Here is a 19,107-nt window from a genome sequence, read left to right on the forward strand (position 1 = left end):
ATCACATCCTGGCGCCCGATGGCAGGCGCGCTATTCCGCCGCCTGCCTCTGCTCCTGCGTCGGACCCTGCGTGGGCCCCTGGGCGGGCCCCTGCGCGCCGGGCCGCCGCAGGCGGAGCCGGCGGATGCGGCGCGGATCGGCCTCCAGCACGCGGAATTCGAGGCCCGAGGAATGGCTGACCAGTTCCCCCCTGGCCGGCACCCTTCCGGCCAGGGTGAAGACCAGCCCCCCCCATCGTATCGATATCGGCGGCGCGTTCCTCCTCGGTCAGCACCGGGCCGAACCGCGCCTCGAAATCCTCGACCGGGGTGCGCGCATCGAGTTCGAGCGTGCCATCCGGCTTCTCCACCATCTGCGGCGGGCCGGGTTCGTCGTGCTCGTCCGAGATGTCGCCGGTGATGGTCTCGACCAGGTCCTCGATCGTCACCAGCCCGTCGATGCCGCCATATTCGTCCACCACCAGCGCCATGTGGATGCGCGCCTGGCGCATCTGCAGCAGCAGGTCGAGCACCGGCACGCTCGGCACCACGAACAGCGGCTTGCGCAGGATGGCCTTCATGTCGAAGGGGCCGTCGCGGCCCACCACGGCGAAGACATCCTTGATGTGGACCATGCCGACGATCTCGTCGAGCTGGCCGCGATAGACGGGGTAGCGGCTATGGCCGTCGCGCTGGATCAGGCGGATGGCCTGTTCCAGCGTGAAATCCTCCGGCATCGCCATGATGTCGGCGCGCGGCACCATGACATCGACCGCCGACTTGCCGCGCAGCTTCAGCACGTTGCCGAGCATCGCGCGTTCCTGCGGATCGAGGTCGGCATCGCCGGGCCGCGCCTCGCCGTCGCTGCGCGGCGCGTCGGGCTGCTCGATCAGCTCCTCCATGCGGTCGCGGACGCTTTCCGCCTCGCGCCGCCGCAGCAGCCCCTGCAGGCGCCAGATCAGGCTGTTGCGCTGCGCCTCCGTGGTCGCGCCGTTGCGCGGCTGGCCATTCGCCGCGCTCATGGTGCGCCCCCCCGCCGCGTGGCTTCTTTCCACGGGTTGGGCAGCCGCAGCCGGTGCAGCGCGCGGGCCTCGGCGCGTTCCATCCGGCGGGCCTCGCCGGCGGTGATGTGGTCATGGCCGAGCAGGTGCAGCGTGCCATGCGCGACCAGATGCGCGAAATGCGCCGCCGGCGGGCGGCCCGCCGCCCGCGCCTCCCGCCGCACCACGCCGAGCGCCAGCGCGATATCGCCCAGGTGGTCCGGCCCGGCGCCCGGGAAGCTCAGCACATTGGTGGGCTTGTCCTTGCCGCGATGCTCGCCGTTCAGCCGCTTCAACTCGCGGTCATCGGCCAGCAGCACGGTCATGCAGCCATCCGCGACACCCGCCTCGCGCAGCGCGGCCCGGGCGGCCCGGCGGGCCAATTGCTCGGCCCGCGGCAGGATGCGGCGCCAAGCCGGCTCCGCCAGGATCACGTCGATCCCGGCGTGCCAGCCATCCTCTTCGATCCCGGCGGCCGTCCGGGGCATGCCCCACGTGCCGCCGGGGGTACTACTTCCCGGCTCCATCTCTGTCCTTCTTCCCCCGCCGGTCGCCCTGTTCGGCGCCCCGGCTCTCCACCCTCTGGCCCTCGGCCCTGGCATAGGCGGCGACGATCTTCGCCACCAGCGGATGCCGCACCACGTCGTTCTCGTCGAATTGCGCCACGCCGATGCCGGGAACCCCTTCCAGGATGCCCAGCGCCTCGACCAGGCCGCTGCGCTGCCCCGGCGGCAGGTCCACCTGCGTCGGGTCGCCGGTGATGACCATGCGGGTGCCCTCGCCCATGCGGGTGAGGAACATCTTTATCTGCGCCGGCGTGGTGTTCTGCGCCTCGTCCAGGATCGCATAGGCATGCGCGAGCGTCCGGCCCCGCATGAAGGCCAGTGGCGCGATCTCGATCTCGCCCGAGGTGATTCGCCGGGCAACCTGTTCGGCGGGCAGCATGTCGTGCAACGCGTCATAGAGCGGCCGGAGATAGGGGTCCACCTTCTCCTTCAGGTCGCCGGGCAGGAAGCCCAGCCTTTCCCCGGCTTCCACGGCGGGGCGGCTGAGGATGATGCGGTCCACCCGCCCGGCCTGCAGCAGCGCCACGCCCTGCGCCACCGCTAGGTAGGTCTTGCCGGTGCCGGCCGGGCCGATGCCGAAGACCATCTCCTGCCGCGCCAGCATCTCGATATAGGCGGCCTGGGCGGGGGTGCGCGGCGCGATGGCGGCCTTGCGGGTGCGGATCTCCGGCCGGTCCTGGAGCGGCAGGCGCGGGTCGCCCTCCGCCTCGCCCTCGGCCATGCGGAGCGCCGCCTCCACCTCCGCCGTGCCGACCGACTGGCCCTTCTCCAGCCGTCGCCACAGGGCGCGCAGCACCGCCTCCGCCATCTCCGTCCGCTCCGGGGCCCCGGCGATGGTCAGCCGGTTGCCGCGGGAGCCGAGCCTTATCCCCAGCCGCTGCTCGATCCGCGCCAGGTTGCGGTCGTGTTCCCCATAGAGCAGGGGAAGCAGGGCGTTGTCGTCGAACTGCAGGGTAACGCTCCGCTGTTCGGGGAGGGAGGGGGAGGGCCGCAGCATGGCGCGACCTTCTCCGGGCCGGAGGGCGATGGCGGCGGTGTTCAAGCGGGCGCAGGCTCCTCTTCGCGCTGGACGGTCGGGTCCGCTTCGCCGGCCGCCAGCAGGCCGGAGAGCGGAATTGCTATGCGCCGCCAACACCGTGACCGGCGCGACATGCCCGGTGAGGGAGGCGGGGCCGTGCAGATGTACCGGCTGCAACCAGGGGGAGCGGCCGAGCATCTGGCCCGGATGCCGGCCGGGCCCGGTGAACAGGACGGGAAAGGTCATGCCGACCCGTGAACGGTTGAACCCGTCCTGCTGTTCCCGCAGCAGGGCCTGAAGCTCCGCCAGCCGCGCGTCCTTCTCCGCCTCCGGCACCTGATGTGGCGCGCCGGCGGCCGGCGTTCCAGGCCGGAGGGAGTATTTGAAGCTATAGGCCAGGGCGAATCCCACCTGCCGCACCAGGGCCAGGGTCGCGGCGAATTCCGCCACTGTCTCGCCGGGATGCCCCACGATGAAGTCGGAGGAAAGGGCGAGGTCCGGCCGCGCCGCCCGCAGCCGCTCCACCACGCCGAGGAATTGGCCACCCCGTGGCCCCGGTTCATCGCCGCCAGCACCCGGTCGCTGCCGGATTGCACCGGCAGGTGCAGGAAGGGCATGAGCTGCGGCAAGTCGCGATGAGCGGCGACCAATTCCTCATCCACATCGCGCGGATGGCTGGTGGTGTAGCGCAGCCGCAGCAGGCCGGGGATCTCCGCGAGATCGCGCAGCAGCCGGCCGAGCCCCCGGCTCCGGCCATCCGGGCCTTCCCCGTGATAGGCGTTCACGTTCTGCCCGAGCAGCGTGATCTCCCGCGCGCCGCCTGCCACCAGGCGCCGCGCCTCGGCCAGCACGGCGGCCACGGGGCGGGAGTGCTCGGCGCCGCGGGTATAGGGCACCACGCAGAAGGAGCAGAACTTGTCGCAGCCCTCCTGCACGGTCAGGAAGGCGGTCACGCTGGGCGGCGCGGAGGCTTCGGGCAGGTGGTCGGATTTCGCCTCGGCCGGGAAATCCGTCTCGATCACGGCGCCGGCGGCGCGGCTGGCGCGGGCCACCATCTCCGGCAGGCGGTGATAGGTCTGGGGGCCGAGCACGATATCCACCCAGGGGGCGCGGGCGGTGATCTCGGCGCCCTCCGCCTGGGCGACGCAGCCGGCCACCGCCAGCACCATCCGGCCGCCCGCCGCCTCCCGCCCGCGCTTGGTGGCGCGCAGCCGGCCGAGTTCGGAAAACAGCTTCTCGCTGGCCTTCTCCCGGATATGGCAGGTGTTGAGGATGACCATGTCGGCCTCCTCCGGCGCGCCCGCGGGGGCATAGCCGAGCGGCGCCAGCACATCCGCCATGCGGGTGCTGTCATAGGCATTCATCTGGCAGCCCCAGGTGCGGATGAACAACTTCCGCGCGGGCGGGGGGGGCGCCAGGGGTTTCGGGAAGGGGGGATGCAGTCATGCCGGGGGTCAGCTCCGCCAGCCCGGGCGCGATCCGGCGCCGGGTTCCGCGCGGCACATGCGGGGCGCGAGGGCCGGGGTCAAGCGGCTGACGGTCCCGGGGGCAGCCCGGGGAGACGGACGAATCGCTCCACTTGGTCAGCGTCCGCCACCCAGGCCGCGCCGGTCAAGCGACGCTTTCGTCAGCCGGGGTACTTCCGCCGGGGGGCGGGTTTCGGGCAGGGCGGCGGGGCTGGGGAGCGGCCCGATCGGGCGGTTCTGCCGCAGCCCGGCGGCGCCGGCCGAGACGATGCGTCCGGCTTCCGCCGCCAGCGCCTTGCGGTTCGGCAAGGCGGCCGGGCTGAAGGGTTCGTGCAGCAGCACCGTGGCGCGGGTGCCGCTGCGCCGGGCGAGGCGCCAGAAATGACTGCCGATCTCCATATCCCCGTACCAGGCGAAAAGCGGCCGGTCCCGCCGGCAGGCCGGCAGCCCGCCCAGCCGGTCATAGACCAGGGAGACCGGCTGCACCTGCCGCGCCGCATCGGCGGTGGCCAGGAAGGAACTGCGGAAGGGCAGCACGCGGGTGCCGTCGTTGCTGGTGCCCTCGGGGAAGAGGACCAGGCTGTCCCCGGCATTCAGGCGGCGGCGCATCTCATCCGCCTCCCGCCCCGTGGCGCCGCGCGAGCGACTGACGAAGACGGTGCGGCCGAGCCTGGCCACGGTGCCGATCAGCGGCCAGGTCCCGACCTCGGCCTTGGAGACGAAGCATGCTTCCAGCACGCTGCCCAGCACCAGGATGTCCAGCCAGGAGGAGTGGTTGGACAGGAACAGCACGGGCTTTCCCTCGGGCGCTTCCGTGGCGGGCCTGCCCACCACCCGGACCTCGAGCCCCAGCAGCCGGCAGAGCGTGGCGTGGTAGAAGCGTGGGAAGTCGAGCTTGCCGCGGCCGGGCAGGCAGACCAGCACCGCTTGCACCGGGATCGCCACCAGGGTCCAGAGCAGCAGCAGCACGGTCCGCCGGATGGCGCGGAGCCGCCCGCCCTGCGGGCGTTCGCCGAAGATATCGGCGAAGGTGTCGCCGGGCAGCGCGGCGCGGAAGCGGAGCGGGCTGCGCCGCCGCGGTTGGAGGGCTTCGATCGGGTCGCGGGCCACGGCTTGCATCACCCGGCTGCGATAGCCCGCGCCCGGCGGCACCGCAATGACAGCGGCGCGACGCCTGCGTGAAAGCCTGCGTGACGGGCCGGTTCAGCCACTGCCCCGGGCGGTGCCACCGCCCCGGGCGGCATTGCCTCCGGCGCCTCCGGCGGCATCGCCCGGCAGGACCAGGCTGGAGCGGGTCGGCGCCAATTGGTCCCGCTCCAGCGCCCGCAGCACGATGCCCTCCGTCAGCACCTGGGGCAGCAGGGCGGGCGCGCCGCCGCCGGCGGGATAGAGCAGGTACATCGGCACCCCTTCCCGCCCGTGTTCCCGTAGCAGGGCGCCGATCGCCGGCTCGCCATGGGTCCAATCGCCCTTGAGGTAGCCGAGCCTGTTGGCGGCGAAGGCGGCCTGCACCGGGGCCGAGCGCAGCACCAGCCGCTCATTCACCTGGCAGGTGATGCACCAGGCGGCGGTGAGATTGACGAAGACCGGTCTGCCCTCGGCCTGCAAGGCGGCGACGCGGGCCGCGGACCAGGGCTCGGCATCGCCTTCCCGGAGGCCCGCCGCGGGGGCAGGCACCGCCGCCAGTCCCGGCAGCAGCGCCAGCGCCGCCAGGGTCGCGGCGACCGCCGCCGCCCGCCCGGCGATCCTGCCGCCGCCGGCGCTGCGCTGCGCCACCCCGAGCGCCCAGGCGGCGAAGCCGAGCAGCACCGCGCCGCCGAGCAGCAGCGCCAGCCCCTCCGGCCCCGCCTGCTGCGCCAGCACCCAGGCCAGCCAGGCGGCGGCGCCATACATCGGGAAGGCCAGGCCCTGGCGCAGCCGCTCCATCCAGGCGCCGGGCCGCGGCAGCAGCCGGGCCAGGCCGGGGGCCAGGCCGAGCGCCGCATAGGGCAGGGCCAGGCCCAGGCCCAGGGCGGCGAAGACCGCCAGGGTCGCGGCCGGCGGCATGGCCAGCGCGGCGCCCAGCGCGGCCGCCATGAAGGGTGCGGTGCAGGGGGTGGCGACCAGCACCGCCAGCGCGCCGGTCGCGAAACTGCCGAGATGCCCACCCCGCCCGGCCAGTCCGCTTCCGGCGCCGACGGTGCCGCCGAAGCCATAGACACCCGAAAGGTTCAGCCCCACCGCCAGCATCAGCCAGGCCAGCGCACCGACGAAAGCGGGCGCGGTGAACTGGAAGCCCCAGCCCGCCGCCAGGCCCGCCGCCCTGAGCGCCATCAGCCCGGCGCCCAGTGCCAGGAAGGTGGCCAGCACCCCGGCCGTATAGCTGGCCGCATGCGCCCGCACCGTGCCCCGCGCCGCACCGGAGAGCCGGGCCAGCGCCATGGCCTTCATCGCCAGCACCGGGAAGACGCAGGGCATCAGGTTGAGCAGCAGCCCGCCCAGCAGGGCGAAGGCCAGGGCCTGCGCCAACGGCAGGCCCGAAGCCGCCTCCGGGAGGCCGCCCACCGGCGCCGCCACCGCATAGGCCGAGCGCACCCCGGCGGCATCGGTGAGCGCCACCACGCCGCTGAGCACCTCCGGTGCCGGCGCCCCTTCCGGCCGGGTCAGGCCGAGGGTCAGGGTGCCGTTGCGCAAGGTGAGGGGCTGCGGCGCGGCATTGTCGATCAGCCCGCCCTGCTCCGGGAAGAAGAAGGCCGAGCGGATGGCGTTGGCGGAGAACCCCTCGCCGGCGAGGGTCAGGCTGCCGCGCCCGCCGGAGAGCGCCGCCCGGGCCGGCCAGGGGGGAGGGGCGGGGCTGCATTGCCTCGGCGGCGGTGAAGAGCGCGGCCAGTGCCGGGTCCGGGCGGGGCTTGGCCTCCACCGGCAGGGCGAGGCGGAAACTCGCCTCCTCCGGGATGCAGAGTTCCTTGCAGACCAGCCAATTGGCCGCGGCCTCGATGGGGAAGCCCTCGCCGGGGGCCAGCCCCGCGGGCGGCGTCACCACCACGGGCAGCAGCACCTCGTTCTCATAGCCGTAATTCACCAGGGGACCGTAGGGGATGCGGCTCGGCGCCGGCCATTCGATGCCGCCGGCGCTGGCGCCTTCCGGCAGGGTCAGCGCGATCTCCGGCGGCGCCCCGGCATCACCTGGATTCTTCCAATAGACATGCCAGCCCGGCGCCAGCCGCAGCCGCAGGCCGAGCCGGAAGCCCTGGCCGGGCGCCACCGCGTCCTGCTCCGCCACCAGGCTCGCCACCGAGCGGGGCGAGGATTCGGCGGGGCTTTCCGCCGCGCGCGGGGCGGAGGCAGGAAGCAGTAGCAGGGCGGCAAGGAGAAGGCGGTGCATGATGGCCGCATAGAACGGTTGCCGGTGCTACCAAAGCAAGCCCCGTAAATCCCTGGTCGGCTTCACCGTAACGACCGGCGGCCCGGGCCGCGCTACCGGGCGCGGTTCCCGCCGGGCCGGGCTTGCTCTAGACCCGCGCCATGCTTCCTGACCTGCCCGTCACCGAGGCGCTGCCGGCGCTCACCGCCGCGCTGCGCGCCGGCTCCAATGCCGTGCTTATCGCCCCGCCCGGCGCCGGCAAGACCACGCTGGTGCCGCTGGTGCTGATGCGCGAGCCCTGGGCGGCGGGGGCGAAGCTGCTGGTGCTGGAGCCGCGCCGGGTCGCCGCCCGCGCCGCCGCCCGCCGCATGGCCGACCTGATCGGCGAGCAGCCGGGCCAGACCATCGGCCTCGCCACCAGGCTCGATCGCGCGATCTCCGCCGCCACGCGGGTGGAGGTGGTGACCGAGGGGCTGCTGGTGCGCCGCCTGCAATCCGACCCCGGCCTGGAGGGCGTCGCCGCGGTGCTCTTCGACGAGGCGCATGAGCGCAACCTCGATACCGACCTGGCCCTGGCGCTCTGCCTCGACCTGCAACACGCGCTCAGGCCGGAGCTGCGGCTGCTGGCGATGTCCGCCACCCTGGATGGCGCCGCCTTCGCCGGGATTCTCGGGGAGGCACCCGTCATCGAGAGCCTCGGCCGCGCCTTTCCCGTCGAGGTCGCGCATCGCGCCCGCGACCTGGCCGACCCGCGCGACCTGCCGGAGGCCATGGCCGGCGCCATCCGCGCCGCGCTGCGCGAGCATCCCGGCGATGTGCTGGCCTTCCTGCCCGGCTGGGGCGAGATCCGCCGCACCGCGGAACGGCTTGCGGGCCTGGACGCTGAGGTGCTGCCCCTGCACGGCGAGATGCCGCCGGCCGAGCAGGATCGGGCGCTCGGCCCCTCGGTGCAGCGGAAGGTGGTGCTGGCGACCTCGATCGCCGAGACCTCGCTCACCGTCCCCGGCGTCCGCATCGTGGTGGATGGCGGCTTCCGGCGGACGCCACGGCTCGACCCCGCCACCGGGCTCGGCCGGCTGGCGACCGTGCGCATCTCCCGCGCCGCCGCCGAGCAGCGCGCCGGGCGGGCCGGCCGCACGGCGCCGGGGGTGGCGATCCGGCTCTGGTCGGAGGCGCTGCATCGCGGCCTGGCGCTGCAGGACCGGCCGGAGATCCTGGAGGCGGAGCTTTCCGGCCTGGCGCTCGACCTCGCCGCCTGGGGCACGGAGCCCGGCGCGCTCGCCTTCCTCGATCCGCCGCCCGCCGGAGCGCTGGCGGCGGCGCGGGCCCTGCTGCGCAACCTCGATGCGCTGGATGCGGAGGGGCGCATCACCGCCACCGGCCGGCGCATGGCCCGGCTCGGCACGCATCCGCGCCTGGCGCGGATGCTGGCGGCGGCCGAGGGCGAGGGCGAGCGGGCGCTGGCCGCCGACCTCGCCGCGCTGCTGGAGGAGCGCGACCCGATCCGGGGCAAGGAAGCGCCCGCCGACATCACGCTGCGCCTCGACCTGCTGCATGGCGCGGATGATCCCAACGCTGATCGCGCCGCCCTCCACCGCATCCGCCGCGCCGCGGCGCTGCACCGGCGGCGGCTCGGCCTGCATGGCACGGCGCAGCCGGAGGGCGATGCCGGGGCGCTGCTCGCCGCCGGCTTCCCGGACCGGATCGCGGCCAGGCGCGGCGTGATGGATGGGGCCTTCCGGCTTGCCGGTCTTGGTGGCGCCGGCTCCGCCGGGGGACAGGGCGCGCGGCTGCCGGCCACCGACAAGCTCTCGAAATCCGCCCTGCTGGCGGTGGCCGATCTCGAACTCCAGGGCACCGAGACGCGCATCCGCATGGCCGCGCCGCTCGACCGCGCCACCTTGGAGGCGCGCTTCCCCGACCGCTTCCTGCGCGAGGCGGGCGCCGCCTTCGATCCCCGCACCGGCACCGTGCAGGCCCGCCGCCGCCTCCGCTTCGGCCCGCTGGTGCTGGAGGAGGCACCGCTGCCGCCGGGCGACCCCGCGCATGACCCCGCCGCCATCGCCGCCGCCCTGGCCGAAGCCGTGGCGGAGCGCGGGTTGCGCGACCTGCCCTGGACCGCCGCCGCGCGGCAGTTGCAGGCGCGGCTGGGCTGGATGCGCCATGCCGAGGGGGCAGGGGCGGCGTGGCCCGACCTCTCGGATGCGGCGCTGATCGCCAGCGTGCAGGATTGGCTGGCGCCGCATCTCGCGGGCCTTTCGCGGCTCGCGGAACTGGCCGGGCTGAACCTGCCGGAGATCCTGCTCGGCGCCCTGCCCTGGGAAGAGCGGCGGCGGCTCGATGCCGCGCTGCCCGCCAGGCTCGCCCTGCCCGCCGGCCGCAGCGCCGCCATCGACTATGCGCGGGACACGCCGACCCTGGAGGCGCGGCCGCAGCACCTGTTCGGCCTGGCCAGCTTGCCGCCGCTCGCCGAGGGCCGCGTGCCATTGCAGGTGGCGCTGCTCTCGCCGGCCGGGCGGCCGATCGCCGTTACCGGCGACCTGGCCGGGTTCTGGCGCGGCGGCTGGGCGGAGGTGCGGAAGGAGATGCGCGGCCGCTACCCGAAACACGCCTGGCCGGAGGACCCGGCCAGGGCGCAGCCCGATCCGCCGAAGCCCCAAGGGCCGAAACAGGGGCCGAAACAGGGAAGGGGGCATGGATGAAGCGACGGCGCAGAGGTTGCAGGACCGGGCCGTCCTGCCCAGACTTGGGTGAAACGCCACGCCGCCCGCCGCCGCACCACCCCGAGGATCACCCCGCGCATGTCCACTGCCCCGCCACGCCGCCGCTTCGGCCTCGGCCTCACCGGCCTGCTGCTGTCGGCGACGCTGCTGCCCCTTTCGGGCTGCGCCGGTCCCGCCGCGGCGCAGCGCGGCATGGTGCTGGTGCCGGATTTCGCCGACCTCGCCGAAAGGGTCCTGCCCGCCGTGGTCAATATCGCCGTGACCAGCGAGCAGGTGGCGCAATTGCCGCCCGAGCTTCGCGGCACGCCGCTGGAGCGCTATTTCCGCGACCGGTTGCGGAACCGCCGGCAGGAAGTCTCGGGCGCGGGCTCCGGCTTCATCATCGACCCGGCCGGCTTCGTGGTGACCAACAACCATGTGGTCGGCAATGCGACGCGGGTGGTGGTGTCCCTGCAGGACGGCACCGAGCTTCCGGCGCGAGTGGTCGGCACCGACGACCTCACCGACCTCGCGCTGCTGAAGATCGATGCGCGGAGCAGGCTCCCCAGCCTGGCCTGGGGCAGTTCCAGCCAGGCGCGCGTCGGCTCCTGGGTGCTGGCGGCGGGCAATCCCTTCGGGTTGGGGGGCAGCGTCACCTCCGGCATCGTCTCGGCGCGCGGGCGCGAGATCGGCGCCGGGCCCTTCGATGACTTCCTGCAGACCGATGCCGCCATCAATCCCGGCAATTCCGGCGGGCCGGTCTTCAACATGGCGGGCGAGGTGATCGGCATCAGCACCGCCATCTACTCGCCCTCCGGCGCCAGCGCCGGCATCGGCTTCGCCACGCCCTCGGACCTGGCGCGGCCGGTGATCGAGCAATTGCTGCGGGATGGCCGGGTGGAGCGCGGCTGGCTCGGCGTCTCCGTGCAGGACCTGGTTCCGGAGGATGGCCGCGCCGCCCGCCGCGGCGTGCTGGTGGCGGGGATCGAGCGCAACAGCCCGGCTGGCCGCGCCGGGCTGCGGCCGGGCGACGTGGTGGTGGCGATCAATGGCGAGCGGGTGGAAACCTCCCGCGCCCTGGTCCGCAATGTCGCCGCAGTGCCGCCGGGCCAGACGGTGCGCCTGACCGTATTGCGGGAGGGACGCGAGCGGGAATTGCCGGTACAGGTGGGGCGCCGGCCAGGGCAGGGATAGCTTGCGGGGATAGCTGGGCAGGCATAGCCGGGCAAGGACAGGGAACGATGCGGATTCTGCTGGTCGAGGATGATGCCGAGGTGGCCCGCTTCGTGAAGAAGGGGTTGCAGGAGGCGGGGCATACCCTGGAACACGCGCTGAATGGCCGTGACGGGCTGTTCCTCGCGGCGTCCGAGCAATTCGACATGCTGGTGCTCGACCGCATGCTGCCCGGCGGCGTGGACGGCGTGCGCCTGGTGGAGACGCTGCGCAGCCAGGGCAACCGCACGCCGGTGCTGTTCCTCTCGGCGCTTTCGGCGGTGGACGAGCGGGTCAAGGGCCTGAAGGCCGGTGGCGACGACTACCTCACCAAGCCCTTCGCCTTCGCCGAGCTGCTGGCGCGGGTGGAGGCGCTGGGGCGGCGGCCCTCGGTGGATGCGCCGGCCACCAAGCTGCGCGTCGCCGACCTGGAGCTCGACCTGCTGTCGCGCAGCGTGACCCGCGCCGGCCGCCGCATCGAGGTGCAGCCGCGCGAGTTCCGGCTGCTGGAGCACCTGATGCGCCATGCCGGCCAGGTGGTGACCCGCACCATGCTGCTGGAGAAGGTCTGGGACTACCATTTCGACCCGCAGACCAACGTGATCGACGTGCATGTCTCGCGGCTCCGGCAGAAGCTGGACAAGGGCTTCGACCAGCCGCTGATCCACACGGTGCGCAATGCCGGCTACATGATCCGGGCCGAGCCGTGAGTGTGGCTGCCGGGATCGGCGCGGCCAGGACCGGCACGTCCTGAGCGGCGGCCTCGCGTCCGGCAGCGGGCTCGGCCCGCCGCGGCTGCTGCGCAGCGCCGGGTTCCGCTTCGCGGTGCTTTTCGTCGCGATGTTCGCCAGCGCCGCCATCGCGCTGGTCGCCGTGCTGTGGTGGGCGACCGCGGGCGCGCTCGACCGGCAGACCGACATCGCGATCCGCGCCGATGCCACCGCGCTGGCGGAACGCTGGCGGGAGGCGGGGCCGACCGGGGTTGCCGAGGCGATCGAGGAGCGCCTCGCGGTCGATGCCGACAATGAATCCATCTACCTCATGATGGATGCGGCGGGGCAGCGCCGGCTGGCCGGCAATCTCAGCCACTGGCCGGCCGTGGCCTCCGAGCCGGGGGCCTGGATTCGCACCCGCGTGCTGCATGACGGCGCCGAGGCGGAAGCGCGGCTGCACCGGCTGGACCTGCCGGGGCTGCGCCTGCTGATCGGCCGCGACGAGACGGAAAGGCAGCAATTGCGCCGGCTCATCACCGAGGGCGTGCTCTGGGCCTCCGGCGCGGTCATCGTCTTCGCGCTCGCTGGCGCCTGGCTGATCCGCCATGCGCTGCAGCGGCGCATGCGCCCGGCCTTCGCCACCGCCACCGCCATCGCGGGGGGGCAACCTGTCCTCGCGCGTCGCGCTCTCCGGCCGCGGCGACGAGTTCGACCGGCTGGCGGCGACCATGAACACCATGCTCGACCGCATGGGCACGCTGATGGAAGGCGTGCGCGGCGTCTCCGACGCCATCGCGCACGACCTGCGCACGCCGATCGCCCGGGTGCGGGCGAAGCTGGAGGATGCGCTGGAAGCGGCCGGGGGGGCGCCGCGCGAGGGTGCCAATGGGGGCGCCAATGGCGCCGCCAACGGGGACGGCCCGGCGGAGAGCGTCCCGCTGCGCGCGGCGGTGGAGCAGGGCATCGCCGATCTGGATGGCATCAGCCGCATCTTCCAGGCACTGCTGCGGATCGCCGAGGCCGAGGCGGGCGCCCGGCGCGCCGCCTTCGCCACCTTCGACCTGGTGCCGGTTCTGGCCGATGCGGCGGAACTCTACGAGGCGACGGCGGAGGCGCGCGGCCAGCGGCTTACCACCAGCCTGCCGGAACGGCTGGAACTGGTGGGCGACCGCGACCTGCTGCTCCAGGCGGTGGCCAACCTGCTCGACAACGCCATCAAATTCACGCCCCCGGGGGGGCACCGTGGAGCTTGCCGCCCGCACGGTGCCGGGGAGCATCGAGGTGGTGGTGGCCGATGATGGGCCGGGCCTTTCGCCCGAGGACCGCAGCCATGCCGGGGAGCGCTTCTTCCGCGCCGACAAGGCCCGTGCCACGCCGGGCTCCGGCCTCGGCCTCTCGCTGGTGCAGGCGGTGGCGCATCTGCATGGCGGGCAGGTCCGGCTGGAGGATGCGGTGCCGGGGCGGGAGCCGCCGGGCCTCAGGGTGGTGCTGCGCCTGCCGCTGCCCTGACCCGATCCTTGCCGGAACCTCGCCATGACCGAAGCGTCATGCACTGCCCACTGCGGCTTGAGGCCGTGGCCGGCATTCTGCTGCGCCATGCGTGGTCTGCTGATGCCCCCTGTCCTGATCTTCGCCCTCGCGGTCTCCGCCGCGGCGGAACCCGATCCGCGGATCACCACCGATACCGCCGAATATTGCGGCAGCCTCGCCACCCGGCTGGCCTCGCTGCCGGCGGCCCGGCGCGAGCCCTCCCGCTCCCTGGCGGCGGAGGGCGTCAAGCTCTGCGGCAATGGCCATGTCCGCACCGGCGTGGCCAAGCTGCGCCGCGCCATCCGCGCCGCCCAGGCCTCCACCACGGTGATGCCTTCGCAGTGATCCCGCGCCCCCGGCTTGAGGGGGGCGGCACGGGCCCCTAAGCTCGCCTCCAGCGTATGGAGGAAGCGGGCATGGACGGGGGAGTGAACCTCGCCGTTGCGGAGATTTCGCCAGGGTTGCAGGCATTCCGGCGGGAAGTGCGGGAATTCCTGCGCGACGAGATCGCAGAGGGCCGCTTCACCCGGGGTGCCGGTGGCTGGGCCCGCTGGGACCCGGAATTCTCCAGGCGGCTCGGCCAGCGCGGCTGGCTCGGCATGACCTGGCCGAAACGCTATGGCGGGCATGAGCGCAGCGCGCTGGAGCGCCATGTCATGACCGAGGAGATGCTGGCGCATGGCGCCCCGGTGCGCGCGCATTGGGTGGCCGACCGGCAGAGCGGCCCCACCATCCTCCGCTTCGGCACCGAGGAGCAGAAACAGGCCTTCCTGCCGCGCATCGCCGCCGGGGAGATGTATTTCTGCATCGGCATGAGCGAGCCGGACAGCGGCTCCGACCTCGCCTCCATCCGCACGCGGGCCACCCAGGTGGAGGGCGGCTGGCGGGTGAATGGCCGCAAGATCTGGACCAGCAACGCGCATCGCATGCACATGATGATCCTGTTCGCCCGTACCTCGCCGCTCGGCGAGGACCGGCATGCCGGGGTCAGCCAATTCCTGGTGGACATGAAGTCACCGGGCATCAGCATCCGGCCGATCATCAACCTGGCTGGCGGGCACGACTTCAACGAGGTGCTCTTCGAGGATGTGCTGATCCCGGAGGACCGGGTCATCGGCACCATCGGCAATGGCTGGAAGCAGGTGACGAGCGAGTTGGTCTATGAGCGCAGCGGGCCGGACCGCTGGCTGAGCTCGCACAGCGTGCTGGTCGGGCTGCTGGACCACCTGGGCCCGGAGGCGCCGCCGGAGAGCGATGGCGCGGTGGGGCGGCTGGTGGCGCAGCTCTGGACCTTGCGCAACATGTCGCTCGGCGTGGCGCAATTGGTCGAGCAGGGCCAGCAGCCGCAGGTGGAGGCGGCGCTCATCAAGGACCTCGGCACGGTCTTCGAGCAGGAGGTGCCGGAAGTCGCGCGCCGGCTAGTGGGCGAGGAGGCGCTGGCCGGACTGCCGCAGGGCGACGACTACGCCAAGGTGCTCGGCCATGGCGTGCTGCACGCGCCGAGTTTTTCCATCCGCGGCGGCACCAAGGAAGTACTGCGCGGCATCATCGCCCGGGGGCTTGGCCTGAGATGAGCGACACCACCAGGCTGCTCACCGAAACCGCGGACCGGCTCTTCGCCGAACACGCGACCCGCGCCACGCTCGACGCCGTGGAGGCCGGGACCTTCCCGCAGGCGCTCTGGGCGGCGATGGAGGAGACCGGCCTCGCCCTGGCCGGGGCGCCGGAGGAAGCAGGCGGCGCGGGATTGGCGCTGGACGACCTGCTGGCGCTGGTGCGCGTCGCCGGCGCGCATGCCGTGCCGGTGCCGGTGCAGGAGACGCTGCTGGCGCAGCATGCGCTGGCGGCGGCCGGGCTGGCGGCGCCGGAGGGGCCGCTCGGCATCGCCCCGGTGCTGCGCGGCGATGTGGCGGGCTTCGCGGGGGGGGCGGCTGGCTGGCCGGATGCGGCGGGTGCCCTGGGCTCGGCATCTCAGTGGCCTTGTCGTTGTCGTGCCAGGCCCGGAGGGGGCGCGCACCGTGCTGGCCGGGGCGCCCGCGGTGGTGGAGCAGGCGCGGAACCATGCCGGGGAGCCGCGCGACACGGTGGACCTGGCGGCGACACCGGTGCTGGCCGCCGGGGCGCCGGGCACCGGTCTCACGCCGGAACGGCTGCGCGGGCTGGGCGCCCTGTTCCGCGCCAATGCCATGGCCGGCGCCTTGCAGCGCATCACCGACCTCACCCTGCGCTATGCGCAGGACCGCGTGCAGTTCGGCCGGCCGATCGCCAAGTTCCAGGCGGTGCAGCATCAGATCGCGGTGCTGGCCAGCCAGGCCGCCGCGGCGCGTGTGGCCGCCGAGGTCGCCGCCCGCGCCGCCACCGCCGGCCCGGCAGGTTTCGAGATCGCCTGCGCCAAGCTGCGGGTCGGCGAGGCGGCGACCCTGGGGGCCGGCATTGCGCATCAGGTGCATGGCGCCATGGGCTTCACGCATGAGCATGTGCTGCATTTCAGCACGCGCCGGCTCTGGTCCTGGCGCGACGAATTCGGCAGCGAGGCCGAATGGGCCGGCGTGGTCGGGCGCATGGCGCGGGCGGTGGGGAGCGAGGGGCTCTGGCCGCTGCTGACGGACGGGGCGCTGCCGCCGGGCTTCGCCGCCTGATGCTCGACCGATTCCTGAACCCGCGCCGCATCGCGCTGATCGGCGCCAGCGAGGGCACGGCCAAGATCGGCGGCCGCATCCTGCACACAATGCTGGCGGTGGGCTGGCAGGGCGCCATCCATCCGGTGAACCGCAAGGGCGGCACCATCCACGGCCTGCCTGCCAGCCGCAGCATCGCGGAGGTGCCGGGGCCGGTGGATCTCGCGCTGATCGCGGTGCCGGCGCCGACCGTCGCCGCGGCGCTGGAGGAATGCGCGGCGGCCGGGGTGCCGGGCGCGGTGGTGTTCTCCTCCGGCTTCGCCGAAGCGGGGGAGGAGGGGGCGCGGCTGCAACGGGAGCTGGCCGAGGTGGCACGGCGCCTCGGCATCCGCGTGGCGGGGCCGAACGCCGAGGGTTTCTCCAACATCCATGCCGACCTCGCCGCCACCTTCAGCCCGGCGGTGCATGTGGAGAAGGGGCCGGACCGGCCGGGGCGCAACATCGCCATCGCCTCGCAGAGCGGCGGCCTCGGCTTCGCCTTCTACCAGCGCGGGCGGGGGCTGGACCTGTCCTTCAGCCACATCGTCTCGGTCGGCAACCAGGCGGACCTCACCATCGCCGATTTCGCGCGGCACTTCGCGGAGGACCCGGCGGTGGGCGTGGTGATGCTCTATCTGGAGGGCATCCGCGACCCGGCCGGCTTCCTGGCCATGGCGCGGGCGGCGGCGGCGCGGGGCAAGCCGGTGGTGGTGGCCAAGGCCGGGCGTTCCGAGGCCGGGCGGCAGGCGGCGGCCTCGCATACCGGGGCGTTGGCGGGCACGACCGCGGCCTGCGACGCGGTGTTCCGCCGCCACGGCATCCAGCGGGCGGATGACCAGGACGAGCTGCTGGATATCGCGGCGGGGCTCTCACGGCATCCGCTGCCGAGCGGGCGGCGCGTCTGCCTCATCACCACCTCCGGCGGCGTGGCGGTCTGGATGACCGATGCCTGCGGCCGCTTCGGGCTGGAGGTGCCGGGAATTGCCGCCCGAATTCCAGGCGCGGGTGCGGCAGGAGATTCCGCATTACGGCGCGGCGCGGAACCCGGTGGATGTCACGGCGCAGGGCATGAGCGGGCTGCTCGGCTGCCTTTCCATCCTGTATGACGCGCCGAATATCGACGCCTTCATCATCGCCGGCTCCTTCGCGCATGAGGGGCGGCTGCTGCGCGAGGGCGCGGGCCTGGCGGAGATCGCGCGGCGCGGCGGCAAGCCGGTGCTGTTCTACAGCTATTCGGTGATCTCCGAGGCATCGAAGCGCCTCTTCGCCGAACTCGACCTGCATTGCTTCCCCAGCATGACCGGCGCCGTGCGGGCGCTGCGGGCGTTGGTGGACCAGGCGGAATTCCAGGCGCGCGGCCCGGTGCCATTGCCGGAAGAGCCGCCGCTGCCGGAAGCGGCGCTGCGGCTGTTGCAGGGGCAGGGCGCACTGACGGAACATGCGAGCCGCGCCCTGCTCGCCGCCTGCGGCCTGGCGCTGCCGCCGGAACGCCTGGCGCGCGATGCGGCGGAAGCGGCGGCGGTGGCCGGGGCGATCGGCTTCCCGGTGGCGCTGAAGATCCAGTCCCGCGGCATCCCGCACAAGACCGAGGCCGGCGGCGTGGCGCTCAACCTCGCGGATGCGGCAGCGGTGCGCGACGCCTTCACCCGCATGATGGACTCCGTGCGCCACCATGCGCCTGACGCGGTGATCGAGGGCGTGTCGGTGCAGCGCATGGCGCCGCGCGGCGTGGAATGCATCATCGGCCTGACGCGGGATGCGGATTTCGGGCCGATGGTGCTCTGCGGCCTCGGCGGCATCCATGCCGAGGTGCTGGCCGATACGGTGCTTGCGCCCTGCCCGGTCAGTGTCGTGGAGGCGCGGGAGATGATCCTGTCGCTGCGTGGCGCCAGGCTGCTCACCGGCGCGCGCGGCGCCCCGCCTGCGGATGTCGAGGCGCTGGCGGCGCTGCTGGCGCGCATCTCGGAGATCGGCGTCGCCGCCGGGCCGCGCCTCAAGGAACTGGACCTGAACCCCGTCATCGTGCACCCGGAAGGCCAGGGCGTCTCCATCGCCGATGCCCTCGCGGTGCTGGAGGAAACCGCATGAGCGAGCTTCTGTTCGAGACCACCGGCGGCATCGCCACCATCACCCTGAACCGGCCGGATTCCGGCAATGCCTTCACCACCGAGATGCTGGCCGCCTGGGAGGCCGCGCTTCGCGAATGCATCCTGGATGACGCCATCCGCGCCGTGGTGCTGACCGGGGCGGGGCGCATCTTCTGCTCCGGCGGCGATGTGAAGCGCATGGCGAAGAATTCAGCCGGCGGGCAGCAGCCCTGGGACCGGCGCAAATACCTCACCGACCATGTGCACCGCATTCCCTTGACGCTGATGGAGCTCGACAAGCCCTATATCGTCGCGGTGAACGGCGCGGCCACGGGGGCCGGCATGGACATGGCGCTGATGGGCGACCTGCGCATCGCCGCCGAGAGCGCGCGTTTCGCCGAGACCTATATCAAGGTGGGTTTCGTCGCCGGCGATGGCGGCGCCTGGATGCTGCCGCGGCTGATCGGCCAGCCCAAGGCTCTGGAAATGCTCTGGACCGGCGATTTCGTCTCGGCGCAGGAGGCCGAGCGGATCGGCCTGGTGAACCGCGTGGTGCCGGATGCGGGAATTGATGGACGCCACCCGCGCCCTGGCCGAGCGCCTGGCCAATGGCCCGACCGTGGCGATCCGGCTGATGAAGCGCATGGTGCAGCAGGGCGCCGGCAGCGATTTCCGCAGCGCGCTGGACTTCGCCGCCTCCTGCGCCGCCATCGCCGCCAGCACCGAGGACCACCGCGAAGCGACCCGCGCCTTCGCCGAGAAGCGCAAGCCCGCGTTCACGGGCCGATGACCCGC

At 73.4% G+C, this 19,107-nt stretch carries 15 protein-coding genes and 5 pseudogenes; 13 read left to right on the forward strand and 7 right to left on the reverse strand.

The window, feature by feature from the left end:
- Window positions 1–30: 30 nt before the first annotated feature.
- The 7 genes and pseudogenes from KSF81_RS09605 to KSF81_RS29395 all read right to left on the reverse strand — a co-directional run.
- Window positions 31–1,000 (reverse strand): annotated as a pseudogene (locus KSF81_RS09605) (hemolysin family protein).
- Window positions 997–1,506 (reverse strand): rRNA maturation RNase YbeY, encoded by a 510-nt coding sequence (gene ybeY, locus KSF81_RS09610; RefSeq protein ID WP_217378791.1) that lies wholly within the window; start codon window positions 1,504–1,506, stop codon window positions 997–999. Before ybeY ends, KSF81_RS09605 begins: the two are co-directional and overlap by 4 nt.
- A gap of 22 nt (window positions 1,507–1,528) precedes the next feature.
- Window positions 1,529–2,581 carry a PhoH family protein gene (locus KSF81_RS09615; RefSeq protein WP_217381638.1) on the reverse strand — a complete coding sequence of 351 codons (1,053 nt, stop codon included), beginning with the start codon at window positions 2,579–2,581 and terminating at the stop codon, window positions 1,529–1,531.
- Between the two features lie 114 nt (window positions 2,582–2,695).
- Window positions 2,696–3,966: pseudogene (gene miaB / locus KSF81_RS09620) on the reverse strand (tRNA (N6-isopentenyl adenosine(37)-C2)-methylthiotransferase MiaB); the annotation flags it as partial.
- Window positions 3,967–4,185: 219 nt separating this feature from the next.
- Window positions 4,186–5,187 carry a 1-acyl-sn-glycerol-3-phosphate acyltransferase gene (locus KSF81_RS09625; RefSeq protein ID WP_217378792.1) on the reverse strand — a complete coding sequence of 334 codons (1,002 nt, stop codon included), beginning with the start codon at window positions 5,185–5,187 and terminating at the stop codon, window positions 4,186–4,188.
- A gap of 84 nt (window positions 5,188–5,271) precedes the next feature.
- On the reverse strand, window positions 5,272–6,741 hold the full coding sequence (locus KSF81_RS09630; RefSeq protein WP_254453440.1) for a protein-disulfide reductase DsbD: 1,470 nt from the start codon (window positions 6,739–6,741) through the stop codon (window positions 5,272–5,274).
- Between the two features lie 295 nt (window positions 6,742–7,036).
- Window positions 7,037–7,432: pseudogene (locus KSF81_RS29395) on the reverse strand (protein-disulfide reductase DsbD domain-containing protein); the annotation flags it as partial.
- Between the two features lie 140 nt (window positions 7,433–7,572).
- On the opposite strand from KSF81_RS29395, the gene hrpB reads away from it, so the two are divergent.
- The 13 genes and pseudogenes from hrpB to KSF81_RS31990 all read left to right on the forward strand — a co-directional run bounded on the left by hrpB (window position 7,573) and on the right by KSF81_RS31990 (window position 19,102).
- Window positions 7,573–10,113 (forward strand): ATP-dependent helicase HrpB, encoded by a 2,541-nt coding sequence (hrpB, locus tag KSF81_RS09635; protein ID WP_217378793.1) that lies wholly within the window; start codon window positions 7,573–7,575, stop codon window positions 10,111–10,113.
- Between the two features lie 99 nt (window positions 10,114–10,212).
- Window positions 10,213–11,307: a trypsin-like peptidase domain-containing protein gene (locus tag KSF81_RS09640; protein ID WP_217378794.1), complete on the forward strand. Its 1,095-nt coding sequence runs from the start codon at window positions 10,213–10,215 to the stop codon at window positions 11,305–11,307.
- Between the two features lie 47 nt (window positions 11,308–11,354).
- Complete coding sequence (locus KSF81_RS09645; RefSeq protein ID WP_217378795.1) at window positions 11,355–12,035, forward strand: response regulator transcription factor; 681 nt, start codon at window positions 11,355–11,357, stop codon at window positions 12,033–12,035.
- Between the two features lie 608 nt (window positions 12,036–12,643).
- Entirely contained in the window at window positions 12,644–13,336 is a 693-nt protein-coding gene (locus KSF81_RS29400; protein ID WP_254453441.1) for a HAMP domain-containing sensor histidine kinase, read from the forward strand.
- Window positions 13,302–13,547, forward strand: a complete 246-nt coding sequence (locus tag KSF81_RS29405) for a sensor histidine kinase (RefSeq protein WP_309139521.1) — start codon at window positions 13,302–13,304, stop codon at window positions 13,545–13,547. The genes KSF81_RS29400 and KSF81_RS29405 overlap by 35 nt, the downstream gene beginning before the upstream one ends.
- 87 nt (window positions 13,548–13,634) lie before the next feature.
- Window positions 13,635–13,913 (forward strand): hypothetical protein, encoded by a 279-nt coding sequence (locus KSF81_RS09655; RefSeq protein WP_217378796.1) that lies wholly within the window; start codon window positions 13,635–13,637, stop codon window positions 13,911–13,913.
- 71 nt (window positions 13,914–13,984) lie between these two features.
- Window positions 13,985–15,142: an acyl-CoA dehydrogenase family protein gene (locus KSF81_RS09660; protein WP_217378797.1), complete on the forward strand. Its 1,158-nt coding sequence runs from the start codon at window positions 13,985–13,987 to the stop codon at window positions 15,140–15,142.
- Window positions 15,139–15,387, forward strand: a pseudogene (locus KSF81_RS31985) (acyl-CoA dehydrogenase family protein); the annotation flags it as partial. The gene KSF81_RS09660 and the pseudogene KSF81_RS31985, both read left to right, overlap by 4 nt.
- Before the next feature lie 124 nt (window positions 15,388–15,511).
- A complete protein-coding gene (locus KSF81_RS09670; protein ID WP_217378798.1) occupies window positions 15,512–16,207 on the forward strand; it encodes an acyl-CoA dehydrogenase family protein in 696 nt (231 codons plus the stop codon).
- Window positions 16,207–17,331 (forward strand): CoA-binding protein, encoded by a 1,125-nt coding sequence (locus KSF81_RS09675; RefSeq protein WP_217378799.1) that lies wholly within the window; start codon window positions 16,207–16,209, stop codon window positions 17,329–17,331. The genes KSF81_RS09670 and KSF81_RS09675 overlap by 1 nt, the downstream gene beginning before the upstream one ends.
- A gap of 190 nt (window positions 17,332–17,521) precedes the next feature.
- Window positions 17,522–18,313, forward strand: a complete 792-nt coding sequence (locus KSF81_RS29410; RefSeq protein ID WP_254453967.1) for an acetate--CoA ligase family protein — start codon at window positions 17,522–17,524, stop codon at window positions 18,311–18,313.
- Window positions 18,310–18,870: pseudogene (locus KSF81_RS09680) on the forward strand (enoyl-CoA hydratase/isomerase family protein); the annotation flags it as partial. The gene KSF81_RS29410 and the pseudogene KSF81_RS09680, both read left to right, overlap by 4 nt.
- Before the next feature lie 13 nt (window positions 18,871–18,883).
- Window positions 18,884–19,102 (forward strand): hypothetical protein, encoded by a 219-nt coding sequence (locus KSF81_RS31990; RefSeq protein WP_375293368.1) that lies wholly within the window; start codon window positions 18,884–18,886, stop codon window positions 19,100–19,102.
- The last annotated feature ends 5 nt before the right edge of the window (window positions 19,103–19,107 follow it).

This window comes from Siccirubricoccus sp. G192, from assembly GCF_019084075.1.
Classification (GTDB): Bacteria; Pseudomonadota; Alphaproteobacteria; order Acetobacterales; family Acetobacteraceae; genus G192.

Bases quoted from the DNA above. Each gene is read 5' to 3' on its own strand.
- ybeY (WP_217378791.1), bottom strand. From the start codon at position 1,506: ATGCCCCGGACGGCCGCCGGGATCGAAGAGGATGGCTGGCACGCCGGG.
- KSF81_RS09615 (WP_217381638.1), bottom strand. From the start codon at position 2,581: ATGCTGCGGCCCTCCCCCTCCCTCCCCGAACAGCGGAGCGTTACCCTG.
- KSF81_RS09625 (WP_217378792.1), bottom strand. From the start codon at position 5,187: ATGCAAGCCGTGGCCCGCGACCCGATCGAAGCCCTCCAACCGCGGCGG.
- hrpB (WP_217378793.1), top strand. From the start codon at position 7,573: ATGCTTCCTGACCTGCCCGTCACCGAGGCGCTGCCGGCGCTCACCGCC.
- KSF81_RS09640 (WP_217378794.1), top strand. From the start codon at position 10,213: ATGTCCACTGCCCCGCCACGCCGCCGCTTCGGCCTCGGCCTCACCGGC.
- KSF81_RS09645 (WP_217378795.1), top strand. From the start codon at position 11,355: ATGCGGATTCTGCTGGTCGAGGATGATGCCGAGGTGGCCCGCTTCGTG.
- KSF81_RS29400 (WP_254453441.1), top strand. From the start codon at position 12,644: ATGCGCTGCAGCGGCGCATGCGCCCGGCCTTCGCCACCGCCACCGCCA.
- KSF81_RS09655 (WP_217378796.1), top strand. From the start codon at position 13,635: ATGCGTGGTCTGCTGATGCCCCCTGTCCTGATCTTCGCCCTCGCGGTC.
- KSF81_RS09660 (WP_217378797.1), top strand. From the start codon at position 13,985: ATGGACGGGGGAGTGAACCTCGCCGTTGCGGAGATTTCGCCAGGGTTG.
- KSF81_RS09670 (WP_217378798.1), top strand. From the start codon at position 15,512: ATGCGGCGGGTGCCCTGGGCTCGGCATCTCAGTGGCCTTGTCGTTGTC.
- KSF81_RS09675 (WP_217378799.1), top strand. From the start codon at position 16,207: ATGCTCGACCGATTCCTGAACCCGCGCCGCATCGCGCTGATCGGCGCC.
- KSF81_RS29410 (WP_254453967.1), top strand. From the start codon at position 17,522: ATGACCGGCGCCGTGCGGGCGCTGCGGGCGTTGGTGGACCAGGCGGAA.
- KSF81_RS31990 (WP_375293368.1), top strand. From the start codon at position 18,884: ATGGACGCCACCCGCGCCCTGGCCGAGCGCCTGGCCAATGGCCCGACC.